At 71.1% G+C, this 20,904-nt stretch carries 20 protein-coding genes; 10 read left to right on the top strand and 10 right to left on the bottom strand.

The features are described 5' to 3' along the window. The first annotated feature begins 9 nt into the window (after positions 1-9). The 3 genes from ACFP2T_RS09125 to ACFP2T_RS09115 all read left to right on the top strand — a co-directional run bounded on the left by ACFP2T_RS09125 (position 10) and on the right by ACFP2T_RS09115 (position 2,672). Complete coding sequence (locus tag ACFP2T_RS09125; RefSeq protein WP_377419651.1) at positions 10-240, top strand: biotin/lipoyl-containing protein; 231 nt, start codon at positions 10-12, stop codon at positions 238-240. A gap of 301 nt (positions 241-541) precedes the next feature. Further along, entirely contained in the window at positions 542-1,168 is a 627-nt protein-coding gene (locus ACFP2T_RS09120) for a helix-turn-helix transcriptional regulator (RefSeq protein WP_377419649.1), read from the top strand. Between the two features lies 1 nt (position 1,169). Then, positions 1,170-2,672, top strand: coding sequence for an FAD-dependent monooxygenase (locus ACFP2T_RS09115; protein WP_377419647.1), 1,503 nt, complete (start codon positions 1,170-1,172; stop codon positions 2,670-2,672). 340 nt (positions 2,673-3,012) lie between these two features. Here the strand turns inward: ACFP2T_RS09115 and ACFP2T_RS09110 are convergent, their stop codons facing one another. The 6 genes from ACFP2T_RS09110 to ACFP2T_RS09085 form a co-directional block, all read right to left on the bottom strand. Further along, entirely contained in the window at positions 3,013-3,588 is a 576-nt protein-coding gene (locus ACFP2T_RS09110) for a TIGR03086 family metal-binding protein (protein ID WP_377419645.1), read from the bottom strand. Continuing rightward, the gene (locus ACFP2T_RS09105) at positions 3,575-4,057 is read right to left on the bottom strand and encodes an SRPBCC family protein (protein WP_377419643.1); all 483 of its coding nucleotides are present in this window, start codon (positions 4,055-4,057) and stop codon (positions 3,575-3,577) included. Before ACFP2T_RS09105 ends, ACFP2T_RS09110 begins: the two co-directional genes overlap by 14 nt. Next, entirely contained in the window at positions 4,054-4,419 is a 366-nt protein-coding gene (locus ACFP2T_RS09100) for an ArsR/SmtB family transcription factor (protein ID WP_377419641.1), read from the bottom strand. The genes ACFP2T_RS09105 and ACFP2T_RS09100 overlap by 4 nt, the downstream gene beginning before the upstream one ends. Before the next feature lie 167 nt (positions 4,420-4,586). Beyond that, entirely contained in the window at positions 4,587-5,855 is a 1,269-nt protein-coding gene (locus tag ACFP2T_RS09095) for an endonuclease/exonuclease/phosphatase family protein (protein WP_377419639.1), read from the bottom strand. Between the two features lie 219 nt (positions 5,856-6,074). Further along, a complete protein-coding gene (locus ACFP2T_RS09090; RefSeq protein WP_377419637.1) occupies positions 6,075-7,289 on the bottom strand; it encodes a sensor histidine kinase in 1,215 nt (404 codons plus the stop codon). After that, positions 7,286-7,930 carry a response regulator transcription factor gene (locus tag ACFP2T_RS09085; RefSeq protein ID WP_377419635.1) on the bottom strand — a complete coding sequence of 215 codons (645 nt, stop codon included), beginning with the start codon at positions 7,928-7,930 and terminating at the stop codon, positions 7,286-7,288. The genes ACFP2T_RS09090 and ACFP2T_RS09085 overlap by 4 nt, the downstream gene beginning before the upstream one ends. An 88-nt stretch (positions 7,931-8,018) precedes the next feature. On the opposite strand from ACFP2T_RS09085, the gene ACFP2T_RS09080 reads away from it, so the two are divergent. The 4 genes from ACFP2T_RS09080 to ACFP2T_RS09065 are packed head-to-tail and all read left to right on the top strand — an operon-like array spanning position 8,019 to position 11,477. Beyond that, a complete protein-coding gene (locus ACFP2T_RS09080; RefSeq protein WP_377419633.1) occupies positions 8,019-8,588 on the top strand; it encodes a hypothetical protein in 570 nt (189 codons plus the stop codon). After that, positions 8,585-9,637, top strand: coding sequence for a peptidoglycan-binding protein (locus tag ACFP2T_RS09075; RefSeq protein ID WP_377419631.1), 1,053 nt, complete (start codon positions 8,585-8,587; stop codon positions 9,635-9,637). The genes ACFP2T_RS09080 and ACFP2T_RS09075 overlap by 4 nt, the downstream gene beginning before the upstream one ends. Further along, positions 9,634-10,287, top strand: coding sequence for an ABC transporter ATP-binding protein (locus tag ACFP2T_RS09070; protein ID WP_377419629.1), 654 nt, complete (start codon positions 9,634-9,636; stop codon positions 10,285-10,287). The genes ACFP2T_RS09075 and ACFP2T_RS09070 overlap by 4 nt, the downstream gene beginning before the upstream one ends. After that, positions 10,284-11,477 (top strand): ABC transporter permease, encoded by a 1,194-nt coding sequence (locus ACFP2T_RS09065; protein WP_377419627.1) that lies wholly within the window; start codon positions 10,284-10,286, stop codon positions 11,475-11,477. The genes ACFP2T_RS09070 and ACFP2T_RS09065 overlap by 4 nt, the downstream gene beginning before the upstream one ends. A gap of 54 nt (positions 11,478-11,531) precedes the next feature. Here the strand turns inward: ACFP2T_RS09065 and ACFP2T_RS09060 are convergent, their stop codons facing one another. Next, entirely contained in the window at positions 11,532-13,685 is a 2,154-nt protein-coding gene (locus ACFP2T_RS09060) for a xanthine dehydrogenase family protein molybdopterin-binding subunit (protein WP_377419625.1), read from the bottom strand. Then, positions 13,682-14,263 carry a (2Fe-2S)-binding protein gene (locus ACFP2T_RS09055; RefSeq protein ID WP_377419623.1) on the bottom strand — a complete coding sequence of 194 codons (582 nt, stop codon included), beginning with the start codon at positions 14,261-14,263 and terminating at the stop codon, positions 13,682-13,684. The genes ACFP2T_RS09060 and ACFP2T_RS09055 overlap by 4 nt, the downstream gene beginning before the upstream one ends. Before the next feature lie 149 nt (positions 14,264-14,412). Here ACFP2T_RS09055 and ACFP2T_RS09050 point away from each other — a divergent pair, with 149 nt between their 5' ends. Next, positions 14,413-15,150, top strand: a complete 738-nt coding sequence (locus tag ACFP2T_RS09050; RefSeq protein ID WP_377419621.1) for a hypothetical protein — start codon at positions 14,413-14,415, stop codon at positions 15,148-15,150. 29 nt (positions 15,151-15,179) lie between these two features. Here ACFP2T_RS09050 and ACFP2T_RS09045 read toward each other — a convergent pair whose 3' ends face one another. Continuing rightward, positions 15,180-17,471, bottom strand: coding sequence for an ATP-binding protein (locus tag ACFP2T_RS09045; RefSeq protein WP_377419619.1), 2,292 nt, complete (start codon positions 17,469-17,471; stop codon positions 15,180-15,182). 52 nt (positions 17,472-17,523) lie between these two features. Then, positions 17,524-18,525: a helix-turn-helix transcriptional regulator gene (locus ACFP2T_RS09040; RefSeq protein WP_377419617.1), complete on the bottom strand. Its 1,002-nt coding sequence runs from the start codon at positions 18,523-18,525 to the stop codon at positions 17,524-17,526. A gap of 99 nt (positions 18,526-18,624) precedes the next feature. On the opposite strand from ACFP2T_RS09040, the gene ACFP2T_RS09035 reads away from it, so the two are divergent. Together ACFP2T_RS09035 and ACFP2T_RS09030 are read left to right on the top strand one after the other, a co-directional pair. Next, positions 18,625-19,629 carry an ATP-binding cassette domain-containing protein gene (locus ACFP2T_RS09035; RefSeq protein WP_377419957.1) on the top strand — a complete coding sequence of 335 codons (1,005 nt, stop codon included), beginning with the start codon at positions 18,625-18,627 and terminating at the stop codon, positions 19,627-19,629. Continuing rightward, a complete protein-coding gene (locus tag ACFP2T_RS09030) occupies positions 19,626-20,459 on the top strand; it encodes an ABC transporter permease (protein WP_377419616.1) in 834 nt (277 codons plus the stop codon). Before ACFP2T_RS09035 ends, ACFP2T_RS09030 begins: the two co-directional genes overlap by 4 nt. Positions 20,460-20,904: the final 445 nt, after the last annotated feature.

Genomic DNA, 20,904 nt, shown 5'->3' with positions numbered 1-20,904 from the left:
GGAGGCACGTTGTTCGAGGTCCGCATGCCCCAGCTCGGTGAGACGGTCAGCACCGGCACGGTCAACGTCTGGCTGAAGTCGGTGGGCGACGGCGTCCGGGCCGACGAGCCGCTGCTGGAGATCGGCACGGACAAGGTGGACACCGAGATCGAGGCCCAGGCCGACGGCACCCTGCTGGAGATCCGGGTCGGCGAGGGTGAGGAGGTACCGGTCGGCACGGTGCTGGCGGTGATCGGCTGAGCGGGCGTCAGGACCCTTCCCGGTGTGCACCGGCGTCGTCTGTCAGCCGACCTCCTCCGCAAGCGATCAAGGCTTGCGTGCGACGCCGCCGTATCCGTCCTGCCGTACCGCAGCGCCGCGTCGGGGACTGCCCGACGCGGGCGTGAGCCTACGCGTACGCACAGATCGCCACTGGCCACGTCGCCCCCGGCAACCACCACGCGCTTCGACCGCGCCCGCAGGAAACCTCGACCGTCGTCCCTTGCGTACGCTAGCCGCGACCGTATAGTAGGAACCGACTATTAGGGGGCGGTGATTCAGGGTGGCGAAGCGGAAGATCTCCAACCCGCTGGCGTTGGCCGTACTCGGCCTGTTGCAGGAGCAGCCGATGCACCCGTACGAGATGGCGTCGACGCTGCGCGAACGGGGCAAGGACAGCAGTTTCAAGGTCAACTCTGGCTCGTTGTACGACACCGTCGAAGCGCTGGTCCGGCATGGCTGGATCGAGCCGGTGGAGACGGTGCGGGACGGCAGGCGGCCCGAGCGGACCGTGTACGCACCCACCCCGCTCGGCCAGGGCGAGTTCGTTCGCTGGATCGACGAACTCATCCGGACGCCCGTCGCGGAGTACCCGAAGTTCATGGCGGCGGTCTCCTACCTCGGCGCGCTCGGGCCGGACGGTGCGGTGGATGCGCTGGCCGAACGCGCGGGACATCTGGAACGGCAGGTCGAGGAGACCAGGGCGATGTTGGCCGACACGGTCGGTTCGGGCCAGCTCCCCCGGCTGTTCATGATCGAGGCCGAGTGTGCGTTGCACGCCTGGGAAGCCGAACTGGCCTGGACGCGACGGACCATCGAAGAAATCCGCGACGGCAGCCTGTTCTGGCCCGAGGTCGAACGGACCGAACAGGGTTGGACCTGGTCCGCCCCTCAAGACGGGAAGGCATGACGTGACCGATGTGCTGATCGTCGGAGCCGGTCCGGCCGGGCTCTTTCTCGCCAGTGAACTCCGGCTCGCCGGCGTCGACACGGTCGTGGTCGAACGCCATCCCCGGCGGCCGGACCACTGCCGGGGCTTCACCCTCAATGCCCGCGCCCTGGACCTGCTGGCGCGGCGTGGGCTCGCCGACAGGCTCATCAGCGAGGGCTGGCAGGCTCCGCAAGCCGCGTTCTCCGGCCTGCCGGTGACGCTCAGCCTCGCTGGCGCGCGTACCGACCACCCGTACACATTGGGCATCCCCCAGACCCGGGTCGAGGAGGTACTCGAAGCGCACGCCCGTGATCTCGGCGCCGACATCCGGCGGGGACACGAGCTACTCACCCTCGACCAGGATGCCGAGTCGGTCATCCCCACCATCGGGACCGAGGACGGCGAGTACCCCGTCCGGGCCGCCTATCTGGTCGGCTGCGACGGCGGTCGCAGTACCGTGCGTAAGCAGGCCGGTATCGACTTCCCCGGTACCGAGGCGACCCGCTTCTCACTGCTCGGTGACGTCGAGTTCGCCGAATCCGAGGCACTGCCGTACGGCGTGACCACAGGCCCCGCAGGGGCAGTGCTCGTCATCCCCCGTCCCGGCTACGTCAGAATTGTCACCAGCGACCCACAACCCCCGGCGAACAAGGACACCCCGGTCACCCTGGACCTGCTCCAGACGGCCGTGGACCAGGCGCTCGGCCGTCACGTCGCACTACGCGCCGCTCGCTGGCTGACCCGGTTCGGCAACGCTGCCCGGCAGGCCGCCCAGTACGTCCGGGACAGGGTCATCCTGGCCGGAGACGCCGCACACATCCATCCGCCCGCCGGAGCGATCGGCGTCAACGTCGCCCTGGACGACGCGTTCAACCTCGGCTGGAAACTGGCCGCCACCGTCCACGGGACCGCGCCGTCGCATCTGCTCGACAGCTACCACGAGGAACGGCACGCGGTCGGTGCGCACGTGCTGGCCAGCACCCGGGCCCAGATGTTGCTCGGCGACGCCGACGACCGGCTGGAGCCGCTCACCGACCTGCTCACCCGCGTCGCCACCCACCCCGCTGGCAACCGGGCCTTCGCCGAAATCGTCACCGGCCTGGATACCTGCTACGACATGCGCCCCGACACCACCCATCCCTGGCTCGGCCGTCTGGCCCCCAATCTCATCCTGGGCACCAGAGCCGGTGACACCGACATAGCCACCCTGCTGGCCGCCGGCCGTGGACTCCTGATCGATCTGACCAACGGCAGCGCCATCCGCGAGTCGGCCGCAGGGTGGGCCGACCGGGTCGACATCGTCGACGCAACATGCCCGGACCACCCGGAACTGCGCGCCATGTTCCTGCGGCCGGACGGTCACACCGCCTGGCTGCACACCGCCGAACACGAGAACACGGACAACCTCCCTCGGGCACTACAGCACTGGTACGGACCGGCGGGGCACCCCGTGACCGGCGCGTCCGCGCACACGTTCCGATGAGGTCAACGGCCGGACCGCACGGCGTCAGCCCCGAAGCTCTGTCCTGGGCGGGGTTGGTGCGGTGCGTGGTGTTGGCGCCGCCCTGCACCGCGCCGGCCTCGGCGGCACCCGCGCTCGACGGGATGGACCGGCCGTTGATCCCACGGTGGTCCAGGAGTTGCTGGGCCGTGCCCGCGATGCTGTCGCCGTCGAACGGGTCGGAGTTCTGGTCCCCGGCGATCACAAACTCCGAGCCCGGCCCGGGGCGGCGCGAGGCCGGACTCCAGTGGGTCCAGGCCGCCGAGGACCGGCAGCACCCGGCTCTCTGCCGCCGCGAGCCGTTCGACTGCTGCTACGGCGGTCAGCCCGCCGGTGTCCAGTGCGGATCCCTGCCGATGAAGGCGAGCATCTTGGTCTGGACGTCGGCGTCGTCCTTCACCGGCACCCTGGGGCCGTACTGTCCGGACGATCGGATGACGTCCTCCATCGGCTCCATCCCCGCCAGCAGCAGGGCACAGAAGTCCGGGTCGAGGCGGTCGTCCTGGCCGGTCGCTCGGGCCAGGTCCCAGGTGTGCATGAACACGTCCGAGGTGTAGAACTGGTCGATCGCGCGATCGAGCGGCAGTTGGCCGACGTGCCGGTTGGACAGCGTCAGTTCGGCGGTCGCCGGGTCGTCGAGCAGCGCCTGTACGGCATCGACGTGCGCCTGCCAGGCCCCGGTGGGATCGTCGTCGACCGATGGTACGGCCGGCAGCCGTACGCTGGAGCCGCCGGCAAGGAACGACGGCAACCATTCGACGAGGTGACGCACGACGTCGCGGGCGGTCCAGCCATCGACCGGAGCGGGTACGTCCCACGAGCGGGTGCCCCGGACACGCTCGGTGAACACCCGGCCGATCTCCCGATGCCGCTCGGCGGGCCGGTCAGAGACTGCCATCTGCGAGCATCTCCTCGAGCTTGGCGTAACCCTCGTTGACCCCGACCTCCATGCCGCTGGCGAGCCACGCGTCACGGCCGGCGAAACTGTCGACAAGGGACTGTGTGCGTAGCCGGGTACGCCCGTTGCCGAGGTCCTCGAACCACAGCGTCTCCAGCGCCACGTCGTCGGGTTGCCCCTCGAACGTGAACGTCTGCACGATCCGGTCGGGGCGGACCTCGTGGAAGCAGCCGCGGAATCCGTATTCCTCGCCATCGCGGCCGGACACGAACCGCCAACTGCCACCGGAGCGCGCATCCCACTCGATCACACGCGTCTCCATGCCGCTCGGTCCGACCCACCGCGCGTACAGCGCGGGATCGGTGTGCGCCCGGAACAGCTGCTCGGGCGTACCGTTGAAGTCACGGCTCATCCGGATGACCGGTAGGTCCGGGTCGGCCTCGATCGTGGTTTCAGCGAGAGTGCTCACGCTGCGGTCCCCTTCTGCTCTTCGGTGTCGTTCGGTGTCTCGTCGTTCATCCGCGCCAGCACCGCGTCGAGGCGGCGATAGCGCTCCTCCGCTTGGCGCCGGTAGCGCTCGATCCACTTGTCCATCAGGTCGAAGACCTCCGTCTCCAGCCGCACCGGCCGAGGCTGCGGCCCCGGTGGCCGGCTCACCACCCCGGCGTCCTCGAGCACCTTGAGGTGCTTGTAGACCGCCTGGAGCGTCATCTGGTAGGGCTCGGCGAGCTGGTTCACGGTCGCGTCGCCCGCCGAGAGTCTGGCCACCATGTCGCGCCGGGTCGGATCCGCGAGTGCCGCGAAGATCCGCGACAAACCGTCTGCCGTCATCTTCACCTCACCAGCTTTCAACACTCCGGTTGAAAGACAACGCTACGCCCGTGCCCCGAACCTGTCAACCGGAAGGTTGAAAGGCCAGCTCAAAGGCGAGGCGTGTTCGCCTGACGCCGCGTCGGGACGACGCACCCGGCATCGCGGTGGTCAGCGACCCTCTCGGGCTATCGACGGACGCGGAGATCGAGCCACACCAGGCGGTGGTCGGAGCTGGGGAACGGGAACGTGCCGGTGAGTCGCGACAGGGGGTCACCGGCCACGGGCCAGAACACACCACCGCCGCGCACGTCCAGCCCGCGCGACGGAAGTACGTAGTCGGCCCGCAGGTTACCCGGCCCGGGTACGTCGGCGAAGTCGGCAGTGTCCTGAGCGGGGTCGGTGCGGTGCGTGGTGTTGGCGCCGCCCTGTAGGGCGCTGGCCTCGGCGGCACCCCCGCTCGACGGCGTGAACCGGGCGTTGATCCAACGGTGGTCCAGGAGTTGCTGGGCCGCACCCGCGATGCTGTCGCCGTCGAACGGGTCGGAGTTCTGGTCTCCGGCGATCACGAACTCCGAGCCCGGTCGCAGGCCGCCCCGGTGTCCCTCGTCGTCGTAGATGTAGCGGCCGCTGCCGGGACGCACGTAGTCGGCCCAGAACCGGATCTCGTCGAAGTTGCGCCGTCCGTTGCGGTCCTCCGCTGCGTCGAACACCGGTGGCGTGGGGTGGCTGACCAGGAAATGCACGGTCCGGCCGCCGACCCGGACCGGCAGGTCCCAGTGGCTCTTCGACGACAGTCGGACAACCGCCAACTCCTGCCGGGAGTAGAAGTCGCCGGGTGCCGCGGTGGCCGGGTCGTCGGGCAGCAGCGCCCCCGGCATGTCCCTCCAGCGGAAGTTCTGGAAGGTACGGACCCGGCCGTTGTCGATGGGGTAGCGGGAGTAGACGACCATGCCGTACTGGCCGGGGAAGGCGCCGAAGCCCAGCGCGTCGTCGCCGTACCCGGGCGCTCCCGGCTCGGTGACCACCGTGCCGTCGTTGTTGAGGTCCAAGCCCGAGGCGATGCCGGTGTTGCTCGGCGCGATGAACCGGTACGGGTAGCCGACCGGGTTCGCGCCGTTCTGGCCGACCGACAGGTAGTTGTCCTGGAACAGTCGCGCTGCTTGCGGGTCGAAGTCGAACTCGTTGATCAGCAGCACGTCCGGGCGGGTGCGCTGCACGATCTCGGCGATCGTACGGGCCTGCGCGTTGCCCCCGGTGGACAGGTCGGCCCGCAGCGCCCCGGCGGTTCCACGGTTGAGGGACGCGTTGAACGTGGCGAACCGTACGCCTACGCCGTTTCCGTGCGCCGCCGCCGGTTCCGGTGCGACGACGGTGGGTAGCGCGGCGAGGGTCACCGCGGCGGCGAGCAATCCACCGCGGACCGAACGGCCCCCTCGAAATCGTCTCGGGGTCATGGCCATGTATTCCTCCACAGTGTCGTGCGGCTCCGGTCACCGGAACCGGCCCAGCGCTCGTCCACGCCCGACCATCGTCGGGTCGACGTCCGTACGCGTGTCTATCGGCGGGCGCCGACCAACCGGTGTCGGTGACCTGAACACTGGCCGACGATGGCGATCCGGGAACCCCGGAACCCTCCGCCGGGCGCAGACCCCCCACCCTAGGGAACGTGCCGGTCACGGTGTCCGGTCTGCCGCCGGTCCGTCGATGGTCGCCGTCGATTCCATGGTGACCGTGATCATCAGACCGCCGTGCGGCATGGGCTGGGCGGTGACGGTCGCGTCGTGTGCGGCGGCGATCGAGGCGACGATGGCCAACCCGAGTCCGTGGCCGTCGGTGGTGGTGCGGCCGTCGAGGCGCCGGAAGGGCTCGAACAGAGCGGCGATCGCTTCGGGATCGATCTGCGGACCGGTGTTTGTCACCACCAGGGTGGCCCGGCGGTCGAGGGTGCCGGTCCTGATCCAGACGAGACCGTCGGACACGTTGTACCGCAAGGCGTTGTCGACGAGGTTGGCGACGAGCCGCTCCAGCAGTACGGGATCGCCGGATGTCGCCGCGGGTTGCAGGGACGCCTGCACCTGTTGCTCGACGGTGGCGAGGGAGTCGAGCACGTCCTCGGCGATGGTGGCCAGGTCGACGTCCGTGTGGGCGGTCAGCCCGCGCTCACTGCGGGCGAGCGTGAGCAGGGCGGCGACGAGCGACTCGGCGTGGTCGACGGCGACCCGGATGTCCCGGGCCATTCTCCGTAGTTCGGTTGGGCTGGCTGTCGGCTTGGCGAGCACGACGTCCACGGTGGCGCGCATGACGGTCAGGGGTGTGCGCAGTTCGTGGCTGGCGTTGGCGATGAACCGCCGCTGGCCTTCGAACGCGGTCTGGAGCCGGTCGAGCATGTCGTCGAAGGTGTCGGCGAGTTCCCGCAGTTCGTCGCGGGGCCCGGTGAGCGATACCCGCGCGGACAGGTTGCGCTCCGACGCCGCGCGGGCTGCTCCGGCGATCTGGTGGACGGGCCGGAGGACCCGGCCGGCGACGATCCAACCGGCGATGGCGGCGAGGATGGTGACCGCCACGAGCGTGATCAGCGAGTATCGCAGGAGGTGTTCGAGGGTGGCGTCGCGTTGGTTCTGCGCGCCCGCCGCGAGGCCGTCCTCGAACGCCCTCTGGCACTCGGCGCGGACGCCCTCGCCGAGGTTCGGCAACTGGAGGAGGGTCCTGCACTTCGTCCGTAGCTGAGCCGCGTAGTCCGGGTCGGTCGACGTCGAGTGGTACGCGGCGATGGGCAGGCTGGCGACCAGGCCGTAGGTGATCGCGACGACGATCGCCCCGCACGTCGCGAAGAGCCCGGTGTAGAGCAGCGTCAGGCGTACCCGGATGGTCAGCCGGGCGCGGGTCATATGCGATATCCCCTACCCACGACGGTGTCGATCACCGGTGGTGTTCCGAGTTTGCGGCGGAGCCGGGCCACGGTCACCGACACCACGTTGCTGAACGGGTCGGCGTTGGCGTCCCAGACGTGCTCCAGCAGATCCTCCGCGCTGACCACGGCACCGTCGGCCGCCACCAGCATCTCCAGGATCCCGAACTCCTTGCGGGTCAGTGACAGGGTTTGGATACCACGGCTGGCGCGATGTCGGGCGCGGTCCACGGTGAGGTCGCCGCGCCGCACGATCGGCGGCGCGGATGGTGCCCGGCGTCCCAGCGCGCGTACCCGGGCCACCAGCTCGTGGAAGGCGAACGGCTTGCCGAGGTAGTCGTCGGCACCCAGTTCCAGCCCGTCGACCCGGTCGTCGACCCCGGCGGCGGCGGTGAGCATCAGAATCCGGGCCGGCCCACCGGCCAGCGACCGGCAGACCCCGTCGCCGTGGACCACCGGCAAGTCCCGATCGAGCACGATCACGTCGTACCTGGTATGGCTGGTGTTGACCAGGGCGGCGGCGCCGTCGTTGACCACGTCCACCGCGAGGCCCGCGTCGCGTAGACCTTCGGCGATCCGTTCGGCCAGCATCACGTGGTCCTCGACCACCAGCACCCGCATGGGCGCCATTGTGCACCGCCGGAGATGACATCCGTCCTACGTCGGCGGTAGCGCTGATGTCACCGGTCGGCGCGTAGACCTCATCGGCATGAGACGACTCCTGGCGGTACCCATCCTGCTGTGCGGGCTGCTCGGTCCGACCGTCGCCTGCACCCGGCCCGCCGACCCCGGCATCCCCTCGGCGAACGGGAGCAGCGCGGGTGCGAGCGGGTCCCCAGCCGCCTCCGACGACCCCAACGCGGCCGCGAACTTCGCCAAGTGCATGCGGGAACACGGCCAGAACGTGCCGGACCCCGATCCCGCCAGCGAACGTTTCGACATCGTCCGACCCAGCGGCGCGCCGAACTCCGCCTGGGACGCGGCGGCCCGGCAATGCCAACACTTCCTACCGGGCGGCACCCTCCCGGGCCCCGGCCCGTCCAGGGAGGAACTGGAACAGCTACGGCTGTTCGCGGTGTGCATGCGTGAACATGGCATCGAGATCTCCGATCCCGAGATGCCGGGGGAGGGAACCAAGCCGGGGAACATGGTCATCCGTGGGCGGCTGGAGCACCTCAGCCGGACCGAGGTGCAGAACGATCCTGGGTACAAGGCGGCGCATGACGCGTGCGAGGACAAGCTGCCCAGGGGCCAGAAGAAGGAAGAGGAAGGCAGGTGAAACGACCCCTTCGCACCACTACGGTGATCGGCTCGGCCGTGGTGGCAGCCGGCGCCGTCACGGCCGCCGCGATCGGCTTTGGCGGCGGCAACTCCCCTCCAGCGTCGAGCGACGCCGGTCGAACAGCCGCCACGGCGTCGGTCACCCGGACGACCCTGACCCGGACCCAGCAGGTGAACGGAACGCTGGGCTACGGCACACCGGTCACGGTCAACGGGCGCGGCCGGGGCGTCGTCACCTGGCTGCCGCCGCTGGGCGCCACGATCCGCCGTGGCCAACCGGTCTACGAGTCCGACAACGTCGCGGTCCCGTTGTTCTACGGTGGCCTGCCGCTGTACCGGCAACTCCGGTCCGGCGACACCGGGGAGGACGTCACGGAAATCGAGCGGAACCTCGCCGCACTGGGCTACTCCGGGTTCACCGTCGACACGAGCTACACCTCGGCGACCGCGTCTGCGGTGCGGAGGTGGCAGAAGAGTCTCGGGCTCACCCGAACCGGGGTGTTCGACCCGGCCAGCGTGGTCGTCGCCCCCACCACGGTCCGGGTCGCCTCGCTGGTCGGGCACCTTGGCGACCCGGCCACGGGTGCGATGCTCACGTACGTCGGCACCATCAGGATCGTCAGCATCGCCCTCGACGTGACGCTGCAGCACCTGGTCAGGCCGGGCCTGCCCGCGACCGTCACGCTGCCGACCGGACAGACCGTCGACGGTACGCTCGCGACGGTCGGGACCGTGGCCAGTGCCGCCGAGGAACAGGGCGAGCCGGCCACGATCGAGGTCACCGTCTCCGTCGCCGACCAGTCCAAACTCGGCACCTTCGACCAGGCCCCGGTCATCGTCAGCGTGGTGTCAGAGACGGCGGAGAACGTGCTGACGGTTCCCGTCGCCGCCCTCGTCGCGCTCGCCGAGGGCGGCTACGGCGTACAGGTGGTGACCGGCGCCACCAGCCGGTACGTCGCCGTACACCTGGGCATGTTCGCGGATGGTCGGGTTCAGGTCACCGGCGAGGGAGTCGTCGAGGGAACGCTGGTGGGGGTGCCCTCGTGATCACCCTCGATCGGGTCGGCAAGACCTACCCGGGTGGCGTCGAGGCGCTGCGTGACGTGACCCTGACGATCGCACCCGGCGAACTGGTCGCCGTCATCGGCCCGTCCGGCTCCGGAAAGTCCACGATGCTGCACCTGATCGGGGCACTCGACCTGCCGACCACCGGCTCGGTGAGGATTGCCGGACACGACCCGTCGGCGATGTCCGACCGCCAGCTCGCCGCGCTACGTGGACGTACGATCGGCTTCGTCTTCCAACAGTTCCATCTCGCGGCGGGGGTTCCCGCCCTGGACAACGTGGCCGACGGTCTGCTCTACGCCGGTGTCGGGCTCCGCGAACGGCGACGGCGCGCGGGCGACGCCCTGGAGCGGGTGGGGTTGGGCGGGAGGCTGACACACCGGCCACACCAGCTCTCCGGCGGTGAGAAGCAGCGCGTGGCCATCGCCCGTGCGGTGGTCGGTGACCCGGAACTGCTGCTCGCGGACGAACCGACCGGCAATCTCGACTCCGCGTCGGGCGCCGAGGTCATGGGCCTGCTGCGGGAACTGCACCACACCGGCACCACCGTCGTCGTGATCACGCACGATCGCGACATCGCCGCGGGCCTGCGCCGTCGGGTGCAGATGCACGACGGGCGGGTGATGTCATGATCAGACCAACCCGCCTGCTGCCCGGGGACGTGCTCCGGGTCGGCGCCGCCGGCATCCGGGTCCGTCCGCTGCGGGTGTTCCTGTCCGCGCTCGGTATCGCGATCGGCATCGCCGCGATGGTCTGCGTGGTCGGCGTCGCCAGTTCCAGCCGGGAGAGTCTCGATCGACAGCTCGCTCTGCTGGGGACGAACATGCTGAAGGTCGCCCCCGGGCAGGACATCCAGGGCGAGGCGTCACACCTGCCCGACGACGCGGTAGCGATGATCGGCCGGATCGGCCCGGTCACCTCGGTCACCGCCACGGCGATGCTGAGCGGAACGCACGTCTACCGCAGCGACCACATACCAGCGGCGGAGACGGGCAACCTCTCGGTGCTCGCCGCCCGAACCGACCTGCTCGACACGGTCGGCGCGAGCGTGTCCAGCGGAGCCTGGCTCAATCCGGCCACGGAGAAGTTCCCTGCGGTGGTGCTCGGGGCGAACGCCGCCAGGCGCCTGGGCGTGGCGGTGGCCGCCCCCGAGATGAAGGTGTGGCTCGGAAAGCAGTGGTTCACCGTCGTCGGCGTGCTCGATCCGGTCCCGCTCGCGCCGGAACTGAACTACGCGGCCCTGGTCGGGTGGCCGGTGGCGACGTCCAGCCTGAGCTTCGACGGATATCCCACCACCATCTACACGCGCACCCGCGACGACATGGTCATCCCGGTGCAGGCGATCCTGGCTGCCACCGCCAACCCGGAACACCCGAACGAGGTGTCCGTGTCGCGGCCGTCGGACGCCCTCGAGGCGAAACAGGCCACCGACCGGACCCTCAACGCGCTGCTGCTCGGACTCGGAACGGTCGCGCTGCTGGTTGGCGGCGTGGGTGTCGCGAACACCATGGTGATCTCCGTCCTCGAGCGACGTCCGGAAATCGGCCTACGTCGGTCCCTCGGTGCCACCAGGCGACACATCCGGATCCAGTTCCTGACCGAGTCACTGCTGCTCTCCGCACTCGGCGGGCTCGGCGGCGCCCTGCTCGGAATCGCCATCACGGCGTCGTACGCGGCATACCAGGGTTGGCCCACCGTCGTACCGGCCTGGGCCACCGTCGGTGCCCTGCTCGCCACGGTGGTGATCGGCCTCTGCGCCGGCGTCTACCCGGCCTGGCGGGCCGCCCGGCTCGCACCCACCGAGGCGCTCGCCGGACCCTGATGCCGACCGAGTGGCGACGCGACGTGGGCCGTGGGACGCGGCCACCCGGCCGAACTAGTCGTCCAGGGCCGCCACGATGCGCTCGGTGGTGATCGGCAGGTCGCGTATCCGGATCGACAGGGCGTCGGCGACCGCGTTCGCGATGGCGGCGGCGGTCGGCCCCTGTGCCGCTTCGCCGGCACCGACCGAGGGCTCGTCCGGCCGAGCCATCAGGTGTACGTCGACCTGCGGCACCTCGCCGAACCGCAGGATCGGATAGCTCTCCCAGTCCGCGCTGGTGATCCGCCACCGGTCGAACCGGACCCGTTCCTTCAGGGTCCAACTGGTCGCCTGGACGGCTCCGCCCTCGATCTGGTTGCGTACCCCGTCCGGGTTGACCACCCGACCGACGTCGACCACCATCGCCAGCCGGCGGACCCGGATCTCGTGCACGGCCTCCACCTCGGCCACCACCGCGCAGTACGCGCCACGGTCCTTGTAGCGGGCGAAGCCGATGCCGTACCCGACGCTCTGCTCGGTGCCGCGCCGGTTCCAGCGCCCGAGTTCGGCGGCGGTCGACAACACCTCGCGGGCGCGTGGATCGGCGAGCTGGGCCAGCCGGTACGCCACCGGGTCCTGCCCGGCGGCCAGCGCCAGTTCGTCCATGAAGGACTCGATCGCGAAGACGTTCGTGAACGCGCCCAGCGAGCGCAGTGAGGAGGACCGCACCGGCGTCCGCAGCACGCGGTGACCCTGGATCCGGCGGTGCGGGAAGGTGTAGATCGGCTTGGCGTTGCGGACGGTTCCGCCACCGCCCTGCACGGGCGGGTCGGCCGGTGGCGGAACGGGACGGGACCGGTCCTGGTGTGCCGCGCCCAGCAGTCCCGGGCTGCCGGCGTACCCGGGTCGGGCGGTGTGCCCCTGGCTCCACACGTCGTACGACCAGCTGAGCACCGCACCGCTGGCGTCGACGCCCGCCTCGACGTCGGCCACCATCGCCGAGCCGAAGGGCGCCCAGGTCAGCTCGTCGCGTCGGCTCCACCGGACGTGCACCGGACGACCGGGCACCGTACGGGCGAGCAGCACCGCGTCGAAGGCGGCGTCGTCGGCGCCGTTGTGCCCGTAGCTGCCGGCGCTCTCGACGTGCCGCACGCTGACCTGGTCGACGGCGAGGCCCAGCACCAGTGCGACGGCCCGTTGCAGGCCGTGGATGCCCTGACTGTGGCTCCAGACGCTGACGGAGTCGCCGTCCCAGCGGGCGGCACCGCAGCTCGGTGCCATCGAGGCGTGCGCGAGGAAGGGCCGGCTGTAGCTCGCCCGGATCCGCCGGACGACCCGCTCCGGGACGTCCGGTGGGTCCGACTCGGCCACCATGAACGACTCGGCGGGGCTGTCCCGGAGGAATCGGGACAGGTCGTCCTCGTCGGGCAGCGTCGGCTCCTCGTGCCAGCGTGCGGCGCCGGCCAGGACGGCGGCGGCCCGCTCTGCGCTCTCCTCGTCTTGGGCGACCACGCCGAGGAAGTCGCCGTCCCGGAGTACGGAGACGACTCCGGGCAGGGCGCGGGCGGCGGCGGTGTCGACCTCGGTCAGGGTCGCCGCCGGTGACGGCGGCCGGACCACGCGGCCGGAGAGCTGTCCCGGCAGTGCGAGGTCCTGGATGAACCGGGGGCGACCGGTGATCTTGTCGGGCAGGTCCAGCCGGGGCACGCTGGTGCCGACCAACCGTGCTTCGGGTACGGCCTTGGGCCGGACCGATCCGTCCACGTCCCGGTCGAGGTCGATCCGGTCGGCCAACTCGCCGTACGAGATGCCACGGGAGTCGTCCGGGCCCCTGGCGACGCCGGCCGAGACGGTGACGTCGGCCGGGTCGACGGCGAGCGTACGGGCGGCCTCGGCGACGAACAGGGCCCGGACCTCGGCACACACCTGCCGTACGGCGGCGCCGGAGTCGGAGACGGAGAGGCTGCCGGCGGTCAGTCCCTCGTCGGGCCCCTCCGCGGTGCTCGCCGCCTGCATCGCGATGGCGCCGAGGTCGACGTCCAGTTCGTCGGCGGCGAGTTGGGCGAGTGCGGTGAGGATTCCCTGGCCGAGTTCGACCTTGCCCACCCGGACGGTGACGGTGCCGTCCCGGCCCACGCTCACCCAGCGGGAGAGCCGGGGGTTCGCGACGAGTCCTCGGGGCAGCGCCGGTACGGCGGTGGGCGGCAGGTGCGTGCTTCCGGTGCTCATCGGCGTCCGGCTCCGCGCTCACCGGTCGGCCGGTCGGCGGGCGGCTTTGCGGGCCCCGGGCTGCCGGGCTCGCGCCGGTCGGCGGGTTCGGTGTGGCTGGACCGGTCGGCGGGTTCCGCAGCCTGACCGGCGCGGACGACGGCCCGGACGATGCGTCGCTGCGCGCCGCACCGGCACAGGTGCCGGTCGAGCGCGGCGGTGACGGTGGACTCGTCCGGATGCGGATGCTCGGCGAGCAGCGCGGCGGCGCTGACCAGGATCCCCGAGACGCAGTACCCGCACTGGGCGGCCTGCTCGTCGAGGAACGCCTGCTGGACGGGGTGCAGTACGTCGCCGTCGGCGAGCCCTTCGACGGTGGTCACGGCCTTGCCCACCGCCGACCACAGCGGAATGTCGCACGATGGCGCGGGCCGCCCGTCCACCAGTACGACGCACGCGCCGCACAGCCCCAGTCCGCAGCCGAACCGGGAGCCCTTGAGGCCGAGCCCTTCCCGCAGCACGTGCAGCAGGGTGCTCTCGGCCTCGGCGTCGACCTGCCGCCGCTCGCCGTTGACGGTCAACTCGAATGTCTGCTTCATGTGTCAGGCTTCCGCCATACCTCGCGACGATGATCCACAATCGGTGGCAACAGCCTCGCCCCGCCGGGCCGCGCCGTCAACCGTTCCGGGGTCGTCAATCGCCGGAGGGGCTGGTCGGAACGGAGGACCCGCTGCCTAGGCTGTGTCCGATGGATGCGACGAGCGGATCTACCCTGTCGGGCCGTCCGGCGGCGGACGCCGGATACACCCTCGCCTTCGACCGATTGTTCGCGCGGGGTCGAGCCGCCGTGCTGGCCGGTACGCACTACCGGGACACCCCGCCGGTGGACGGCGGTGGGTGGGGCCTGTCGGTGGTCCTCCTGCCGGACCCGGACTGCGCCGACCGGTTGGCGGCGGTGACGGCGGAGGCGCTCGGCGTCGCCGGGGCGGGGCACTGGCCGACCGGGACGGCCCCGGCGGTGCACTTCACCGTTCGGGCGATCGAGGTGCACCGGTCCGCCATCCCGCCGGACGATCCGTTGGTGGCGCGCTCCGCGTCGGCGTTGGGCCGGGCCGCCGCCGCCTCGCCGCCGGTCCGGCTGCGGCTGTTCGGGTTGACGTTGACCCCGTCCGGCGTGATGCTCTGCGCCTTCCCGGAGGATTCGGCAGCGGCCGGGTTCGCCGACCGGCTCGGCGAGGAGTTGGGCCCGGACGGCTGGTTCGAGGCCGCCTACCACCGGGACATCTGGTACGCCACGCTGGTCCACTTCACCAGCGAGATCCGTGACCCGCAGGGTCTGGTGGACTGGGTGGCCGCGCGGCGGCACCTGGACCTGGGTACGACCACCGTCGGCGCAGCCGAGCTGCTGCGGTTCGCGTACAACGGTCGTCAGCCGGTACGGGTCGGGCTCTCCCGGGCCCCGTTCGGGGGAGTGCTGACTCCATAGCCCGGCGTGTCGATCGGCGGGGCGATTCGTCAGCGGGGTCTCGGGTCGTCGACCGCACCGGTCGGGACCTGGAGGTTGCGGAGTTTGCCGCGTATCCCGTCGGCGTCGACGTGGTCCGGGGCGATGATCGCCAGCGCCTGATTCCAGGAGTCACGGGCGGCGTCGAGGTCGCCCGCCGCCTGCCGGGTGTCGCCGAGCTGGGCGAGGAGCTCGGCCTCGCTGTCGGGGTAGTCGAGGCTCCGACACAGGTCGAGGGCGCGGTGGTAACAGGCGACGGCCGCCGGGTGGTCGCCGAGGTGGTGGTGGGCGAACCCCAGATTCTCCCAGGTCCAGACCTGGCCCCGGCGATCGTCGTGCCTCTGGTAGATGGCGAGCGCCCGTTGACAGAAGTCGAGCGCCTGTTCGGGCTCGCCGAGCTTGCCGTGCTGTCCGCCGACGGCGTTCAGGGCGTCGGCCTGCCAGATCTCCTCACCGACCTCGGTGTACAGGTGCAGGGCCTGGCGGGCGTGGTCGAGCGCCTCGGCGTGCCGGCCCTGCCGGGTCCGGAGCTTCGTCAGGAACATGTGGGTGTGTGCCTGCCCGGCCAGGTTGTCGCCCTGGCGGTGGAGCGTGAGAGCCTGCCGGCCGTGCCGCTCGGCCTCGTCGTATCGGCCCAGCCGGGTGTAGGCGTGCACCAGGTTCTGGTGGGCGCGAGCCTCTGCCGGCCGGTCGGCCAGCCGTCGGGCCGCGTCGAGCGCCGTGCGGCCGACCTCCGCCAGTTCGGGCCAGTGCCCACCGAACCACAGGAAGTTGTCCAGGGCCCAGGCGAGCTGCCAGGCGTGGTTCTCCGATCCGGTGGCCGCGGCGACGTCAACGGCGGCGAGCAGCACCTGGTGCTCGGCGGTGAACCAGGCCAGTGCCTGCCGGTGGTCCGCGCTGCTCTCCGGTGTCACCCCGGGACGCGGCGCCGGCAGCGTGATCGGATCCCGGTACCGGTCGAGCAGGTGGGCGGCGGCGTACGCGGTATGCAGGTAGTGGTCCAGGGACCGCCGCAGCGCGGCGCGGCGCTCGTCGTCGGAGTCGACCGCGTACGCCTGCTCGTTGGCGTACGCCCGTAGCAGGTCGTGAAAGGTGTACCGCCGGGGGACATGCTCGACGACGAGGTTCGCCCGGACCAGTTCGGCCAGCAGGGGACGTACCCTGGCCAGCGGAAGCCCGGCCAGGCTGGCCGCCGCCGGGGCGGTGATGTCCGGCCCGGGATGCAGTCCGAGCAGCCGGAACAGTCTCGCCGTCTCCGGCGTCAGGGAGCGGTACGACCAGGAGAAGACCGACCGTACGTCGTTGGTGTCGTCGTCGGTCAGCGCGTCCAGCCGGTCACGGGTCTCGCGTAGCTGCGCGGCCAGCACGGTCAGCGTGAAGGTGGGGTTGGTGGCGGCACGGGCGGCGACCACGGCCAGGGCCACGGGGAGCCGGGCGCAGTGACGGATGATCTCCGTTACCGCCTCGGGCTCGGCCGCCAGTCGCTCGGTACCGAGTCGTCTGGCCAGCAACTCCCGGGCCTCGTCCGGGGTCAGCAGATCCAGGATCAGCGGATGCGCACCCTCGACCGTGACCAGACTGGACAACCGGTTGCGGCTGGTCACCAGCACGACGCAGCCCACCGTGCCCGGCAGCAGCGGGCGGACCTGATCCGCGTCGCGGGCGTTGTCGAGCACCACCAGGGCCCGCTTTCCGGCCAGCAGGCTGCGGTAGAGGGCGGCCTGCGCGTCCAGACTGTCGGGGATCCGGTGCGGCGGCACCTCGAACGCGTCCAGGAAGCCGCGTAGCGCCTCGGCCGTGGTGGTCATGGCGGCACCGGCCGGTTCGAATCCACGCAGGTTCACGTAGAGCTGCCCGTCCGGGAAGTCGTCGGCGGCCTGGTGCGCCCAGTGGACGGCCAGGGCCGTCTTCCCGATCCCGGCGGTTCCGGCGATGGTGGAGACCGCCATCGCGTCGCCGTGATCCGCCCGTGACTGCCGGAGTTGGCGGGTCAACGTGGCCAGTTCGGTGCTCCGGCCGGCGAAGTGGCGTACCGCCGCCGGAAGTTGCCGGGGCACGACCGCCGCTCCGGACGGGGTCGGATCCGGCGGTGTGGTCCCCGGGTCCGGCTCCGGGCCGCGGTCGTCGGCAGCCCGGGCGGCCTGCCGCATCTCCCAGCCGACCCACCCCACCACCAGTACGGCCAGGCCGGCGCCGACCGGCAGGCTCCAGCCCTGGGTGAACACGTTGGTGAACGCCCCCGCCAGGAACGCCAGCGCGGTGGAGACACCGGCCGGCAGACCGCTCCGCGCCCATCCCGCCATCGCGTCACCGTCCGACGTGGATACCCGTGGTGTAGATCCACGATACCGACTGTCAGGCGGCGGTGCTGTCGGGTCCCGCCGGGATGTGCGGGCCGGTGGCGGCGGCCCGCCCGAACCGGTCGCTCCACTCCCGGATCCGGTCGACCAGCTCGGGCGGCGAGATCACCTCGAACTCCGCACCGAGCGAGCCGAGGGCCAGGATCGGCCAGTCCAGGGTGTCCGTCGTCATCGACAGCCGGCACCGCCGCTCGTCGACATGCGCGATGGTGCCCCACCGACCGACCCGGTCCCGTACGGTGCCGGCGGGGGCGTGCACCAGTGCCTCGACCTGGTACGGCGTCGTCAGGTTCTCGATACTCGCCCGGACGAACGCGGCGGCGTCCTCGGCGGGCAGTTGCCGGGGGTTGAACCGCGCGCCCGTACCCCGTGGATCGTGCATGCGGTCGAGCCGGAAGCTGCGCCAGTCCTGTCGGGTGAGGTCGTATCCGACCAGGTACCAGCGGCGGCCGAGGGACACCAGCCGGTGCGGCTCGACGTGTCGGGCGGTCTGCTCCGCGTCCCTGGCGGTGTAGGAGAAGCGCAGCCGTTCCGCGTCCCGGCAGGCCTGGGCGACCGTGGTGAGTACCGCCGCCTCGACGGTCGGCCCGGTGCCGTAACTCCACGGCGCCGGTACGGTCATCGCCCGCAGCGCGTCGACCCGACGCCGCAGCCGGGCCGGCATCACCTGCACCACCTTGGTGAACGCCCGGATCGAGGACTCCTCGATGCCGGCGATCGCGCCCTGGGCCGCCGCCTGGAGACCGACCGCGAGCGCGACGGCCTCCTCGTCGTCGACGACCAGCGGGGGGAGTGTGGCGCCGGGAGCGAGCTGGTAACCGCCGTCGACGCCCCGGTGTGCCTCGACCGGGTAGCCCAGTTCCCGCAGCCGGTCGACGTCGCGGCGCAGCGTGCGTACGGAGACGTCGAGCCGGTCCGCCAGCTCGTTGCCGGGCCAGTAGCGGTGGGTCTGTAGCAGGGACAGCAGGCGGAGGGTCCGGGAGCTGGTGTTCGCCATGCCGTAAGTGTGCCCGCAATTCAGGTCAGAAAGTGGCCGCTATGGTCCGTACGTTTCCTCCCATGACCGAATCGAACATCCGACCGGCGGGACGTGACGATGATTGACGCCCGCTCGCTCACCCGGGACTTCGTGGTGAGCCGTAGCCAGACCGTGCACGCCGTCCGGGGCATCAGCCTGCGGATCGAGCCCGGCGAGCTGGTCGCCGTACTCGGCCCGAACGGAGCCGGCAAGACCACCACGATGCGGATGCTCACCACGCTGATCGCGCCGACCTCCGGCACCGCCACGGTCGCCGGTCACGACGTCGTACGCGAACCGGCCCAGGTCCGCCGGCACATCGGCTACGTCGGCCAGGGCAACGGCGCCGGCCACACCCAGCGGGTCCGTGACGAACTGAACACCCAGGGCAGGATCTACGGTCTGGACCGACGGGCGGCCCGGCAGCGGGCCGCCGAGCTGCTCGACGCCCTCGACCTCACCGAACTCGCCACCCGGAAGGTCTCGGCGCTCTCCGGCGGCCAGCGTCGGCGCCTCGACGTGGCGATGGGCCTGGTCCACGGGCCGTCGCTGCTGTTCCTCGACGAGCCCTCCACCGGGCTGGATCCGCAGAACCGGGCGAACCTGTGGGAGCACATCCTGCGGATGCGGGCGGAGCGCGAGATGACGGTCGTGCTCACCACGCACTACATGGACGAGGCCGACTCGATGGCCGAGCGCGTCGTGGTCGTCGACCACGGCGAGATCATCGCCGACGACTCGGCCGCGACGCTCAAGGCGAAGCTGGCCGGTGACCGGATCGTCGTGACGGTGGCCGGGGACGACGCCCGACCCCTCGCCCGACTCGTGGACCGGCTGCCGGGTGCCCGTGACGTGGTGCTCGACGGGAACCGGGTGGAGGCACACGTCGGGGACGGACCGGCGGCGGTCCCGGAGCTGCTGCGGGCCGCCGTGGCCGCGGACGTACCGGTCGCGACCGCACAGGTGCACCAGCCCACCCTGGACGACGTCTTCCTCGCCCTCACCGGACGGAGCCTGCGGGAGAGCGAGAACGAGCACGGCGATCCCCAGGACCCGAAGACCCCGAAGGACGTACCCGCATGAGCACCCTCAGTGTCACCGCACCGTCGCCGGTCCGGACGGCGGGCCGGACCGGTCCGCTCGGCCTGATCCGGGACATCGGCATCGTGATGACCCGGGAACTGCGGCCGCTGCTGCACGACCCGTTCTCGGTGATCTTCGGCATGGTGCAGCCGCTGGTCTTCCTCGGGCTGTTCGGGCCGTTGCTGGTCGGCTCGCTCGGCGGTCAGGCCGGTACGGCCCTCGGGGACGGCGGGGTGTGGCAGTGGTTCGTCCCGGCCATCCTCGTCATGACGGCTCTCTTCGGCACCTCGACGACCGGCGCCAACCTGCTGTTCGAGTTCCAGACCGGTGCACACGAGCGGATGCTGGTCACCCCGCTGTCCCGTCCCTCGCTGCTGATCGGGCGGGCGCTCAAGGAGATGGTGCCGCTGGCCGGACAGGCGGTGATCATCGTGCTGGTGATGATCCCGTTCGGCTTCCGGCTGCACGTTGCCGGTGCCCTGGTCGGGTTGGCCCTGCTCGCGGTGTTCGGCATCGGACTCGGCGCGCTCAGTTACGCGCTGGCGATCGCCGTACGCAAGCAGGACTGGATGTTCTGGGTTGTACAGCAGACCTTGATCTTCCCGCTCATGCTGCTCTCCGGGATGTTGCTGCCGCTGGAGACCGGCCCGGGCTGGATGCGGGCGGCGGCACACCTGAATCCGCTCGCCTACCTGGTCGACGCCGAGCGTGCGCTGTTCGCCGGTCAGGTCGGCACCGCGACCGTGCTCTGGGGATGGGTGGCGGCACTGGTCACCGCCGCCGTCGGGCTGACGGTCGGAGTCCGGGCGATGGCCCGCAGCGCCGACTGACGCCTCGCCCGCCTGTCGGTCCGCGGGTGCCCTGCGGGCCGACAGGGGGTGCCGCCGTCCGTGGACCGACCGCAGCGGGACCAGCATCATCCTAGGATGCCTTACGGGTGGTGCGCCGCAGCACAACGCCGACGAGCCGACGACCCGACAGCCGACGGCCGGCGGTGCGACTGGGGGTCGGATACTCAGGTAGGCCCCGCCGTCGCGCTCAGGACGGCGCGTCGGGCCGGAAGCAGAATCGTGGAATGTCCGAGACGTTGCGGCACCCGCACCGTCCACCATCGACATCTCGGGCCTGAGCCTCGGCGGGGGGTGGCGGTGGTTTCGAGTCGGACACCTGGATCTGTCCGGTGGCCGGGAACGAACCGCCACCCGCCGCCACCCTGCCCGGCGACGATCTCCGGCTGCACCGCTGGACGAGTCACTGCTGCTCTATCTGACCAAG

The organism is Plantactinospora solaniradicis (assembly GCF_042658085.1).
GTDB lineage: Bacteria > Actinomycetota > Actinomycetes > Mycobacteriales > Micromonosporaceae > Plantactinospora > Plantactinospora solaniradicis.
This window is presented reverse-complemented; position numbering and strand designations above follow the sequence as displayed.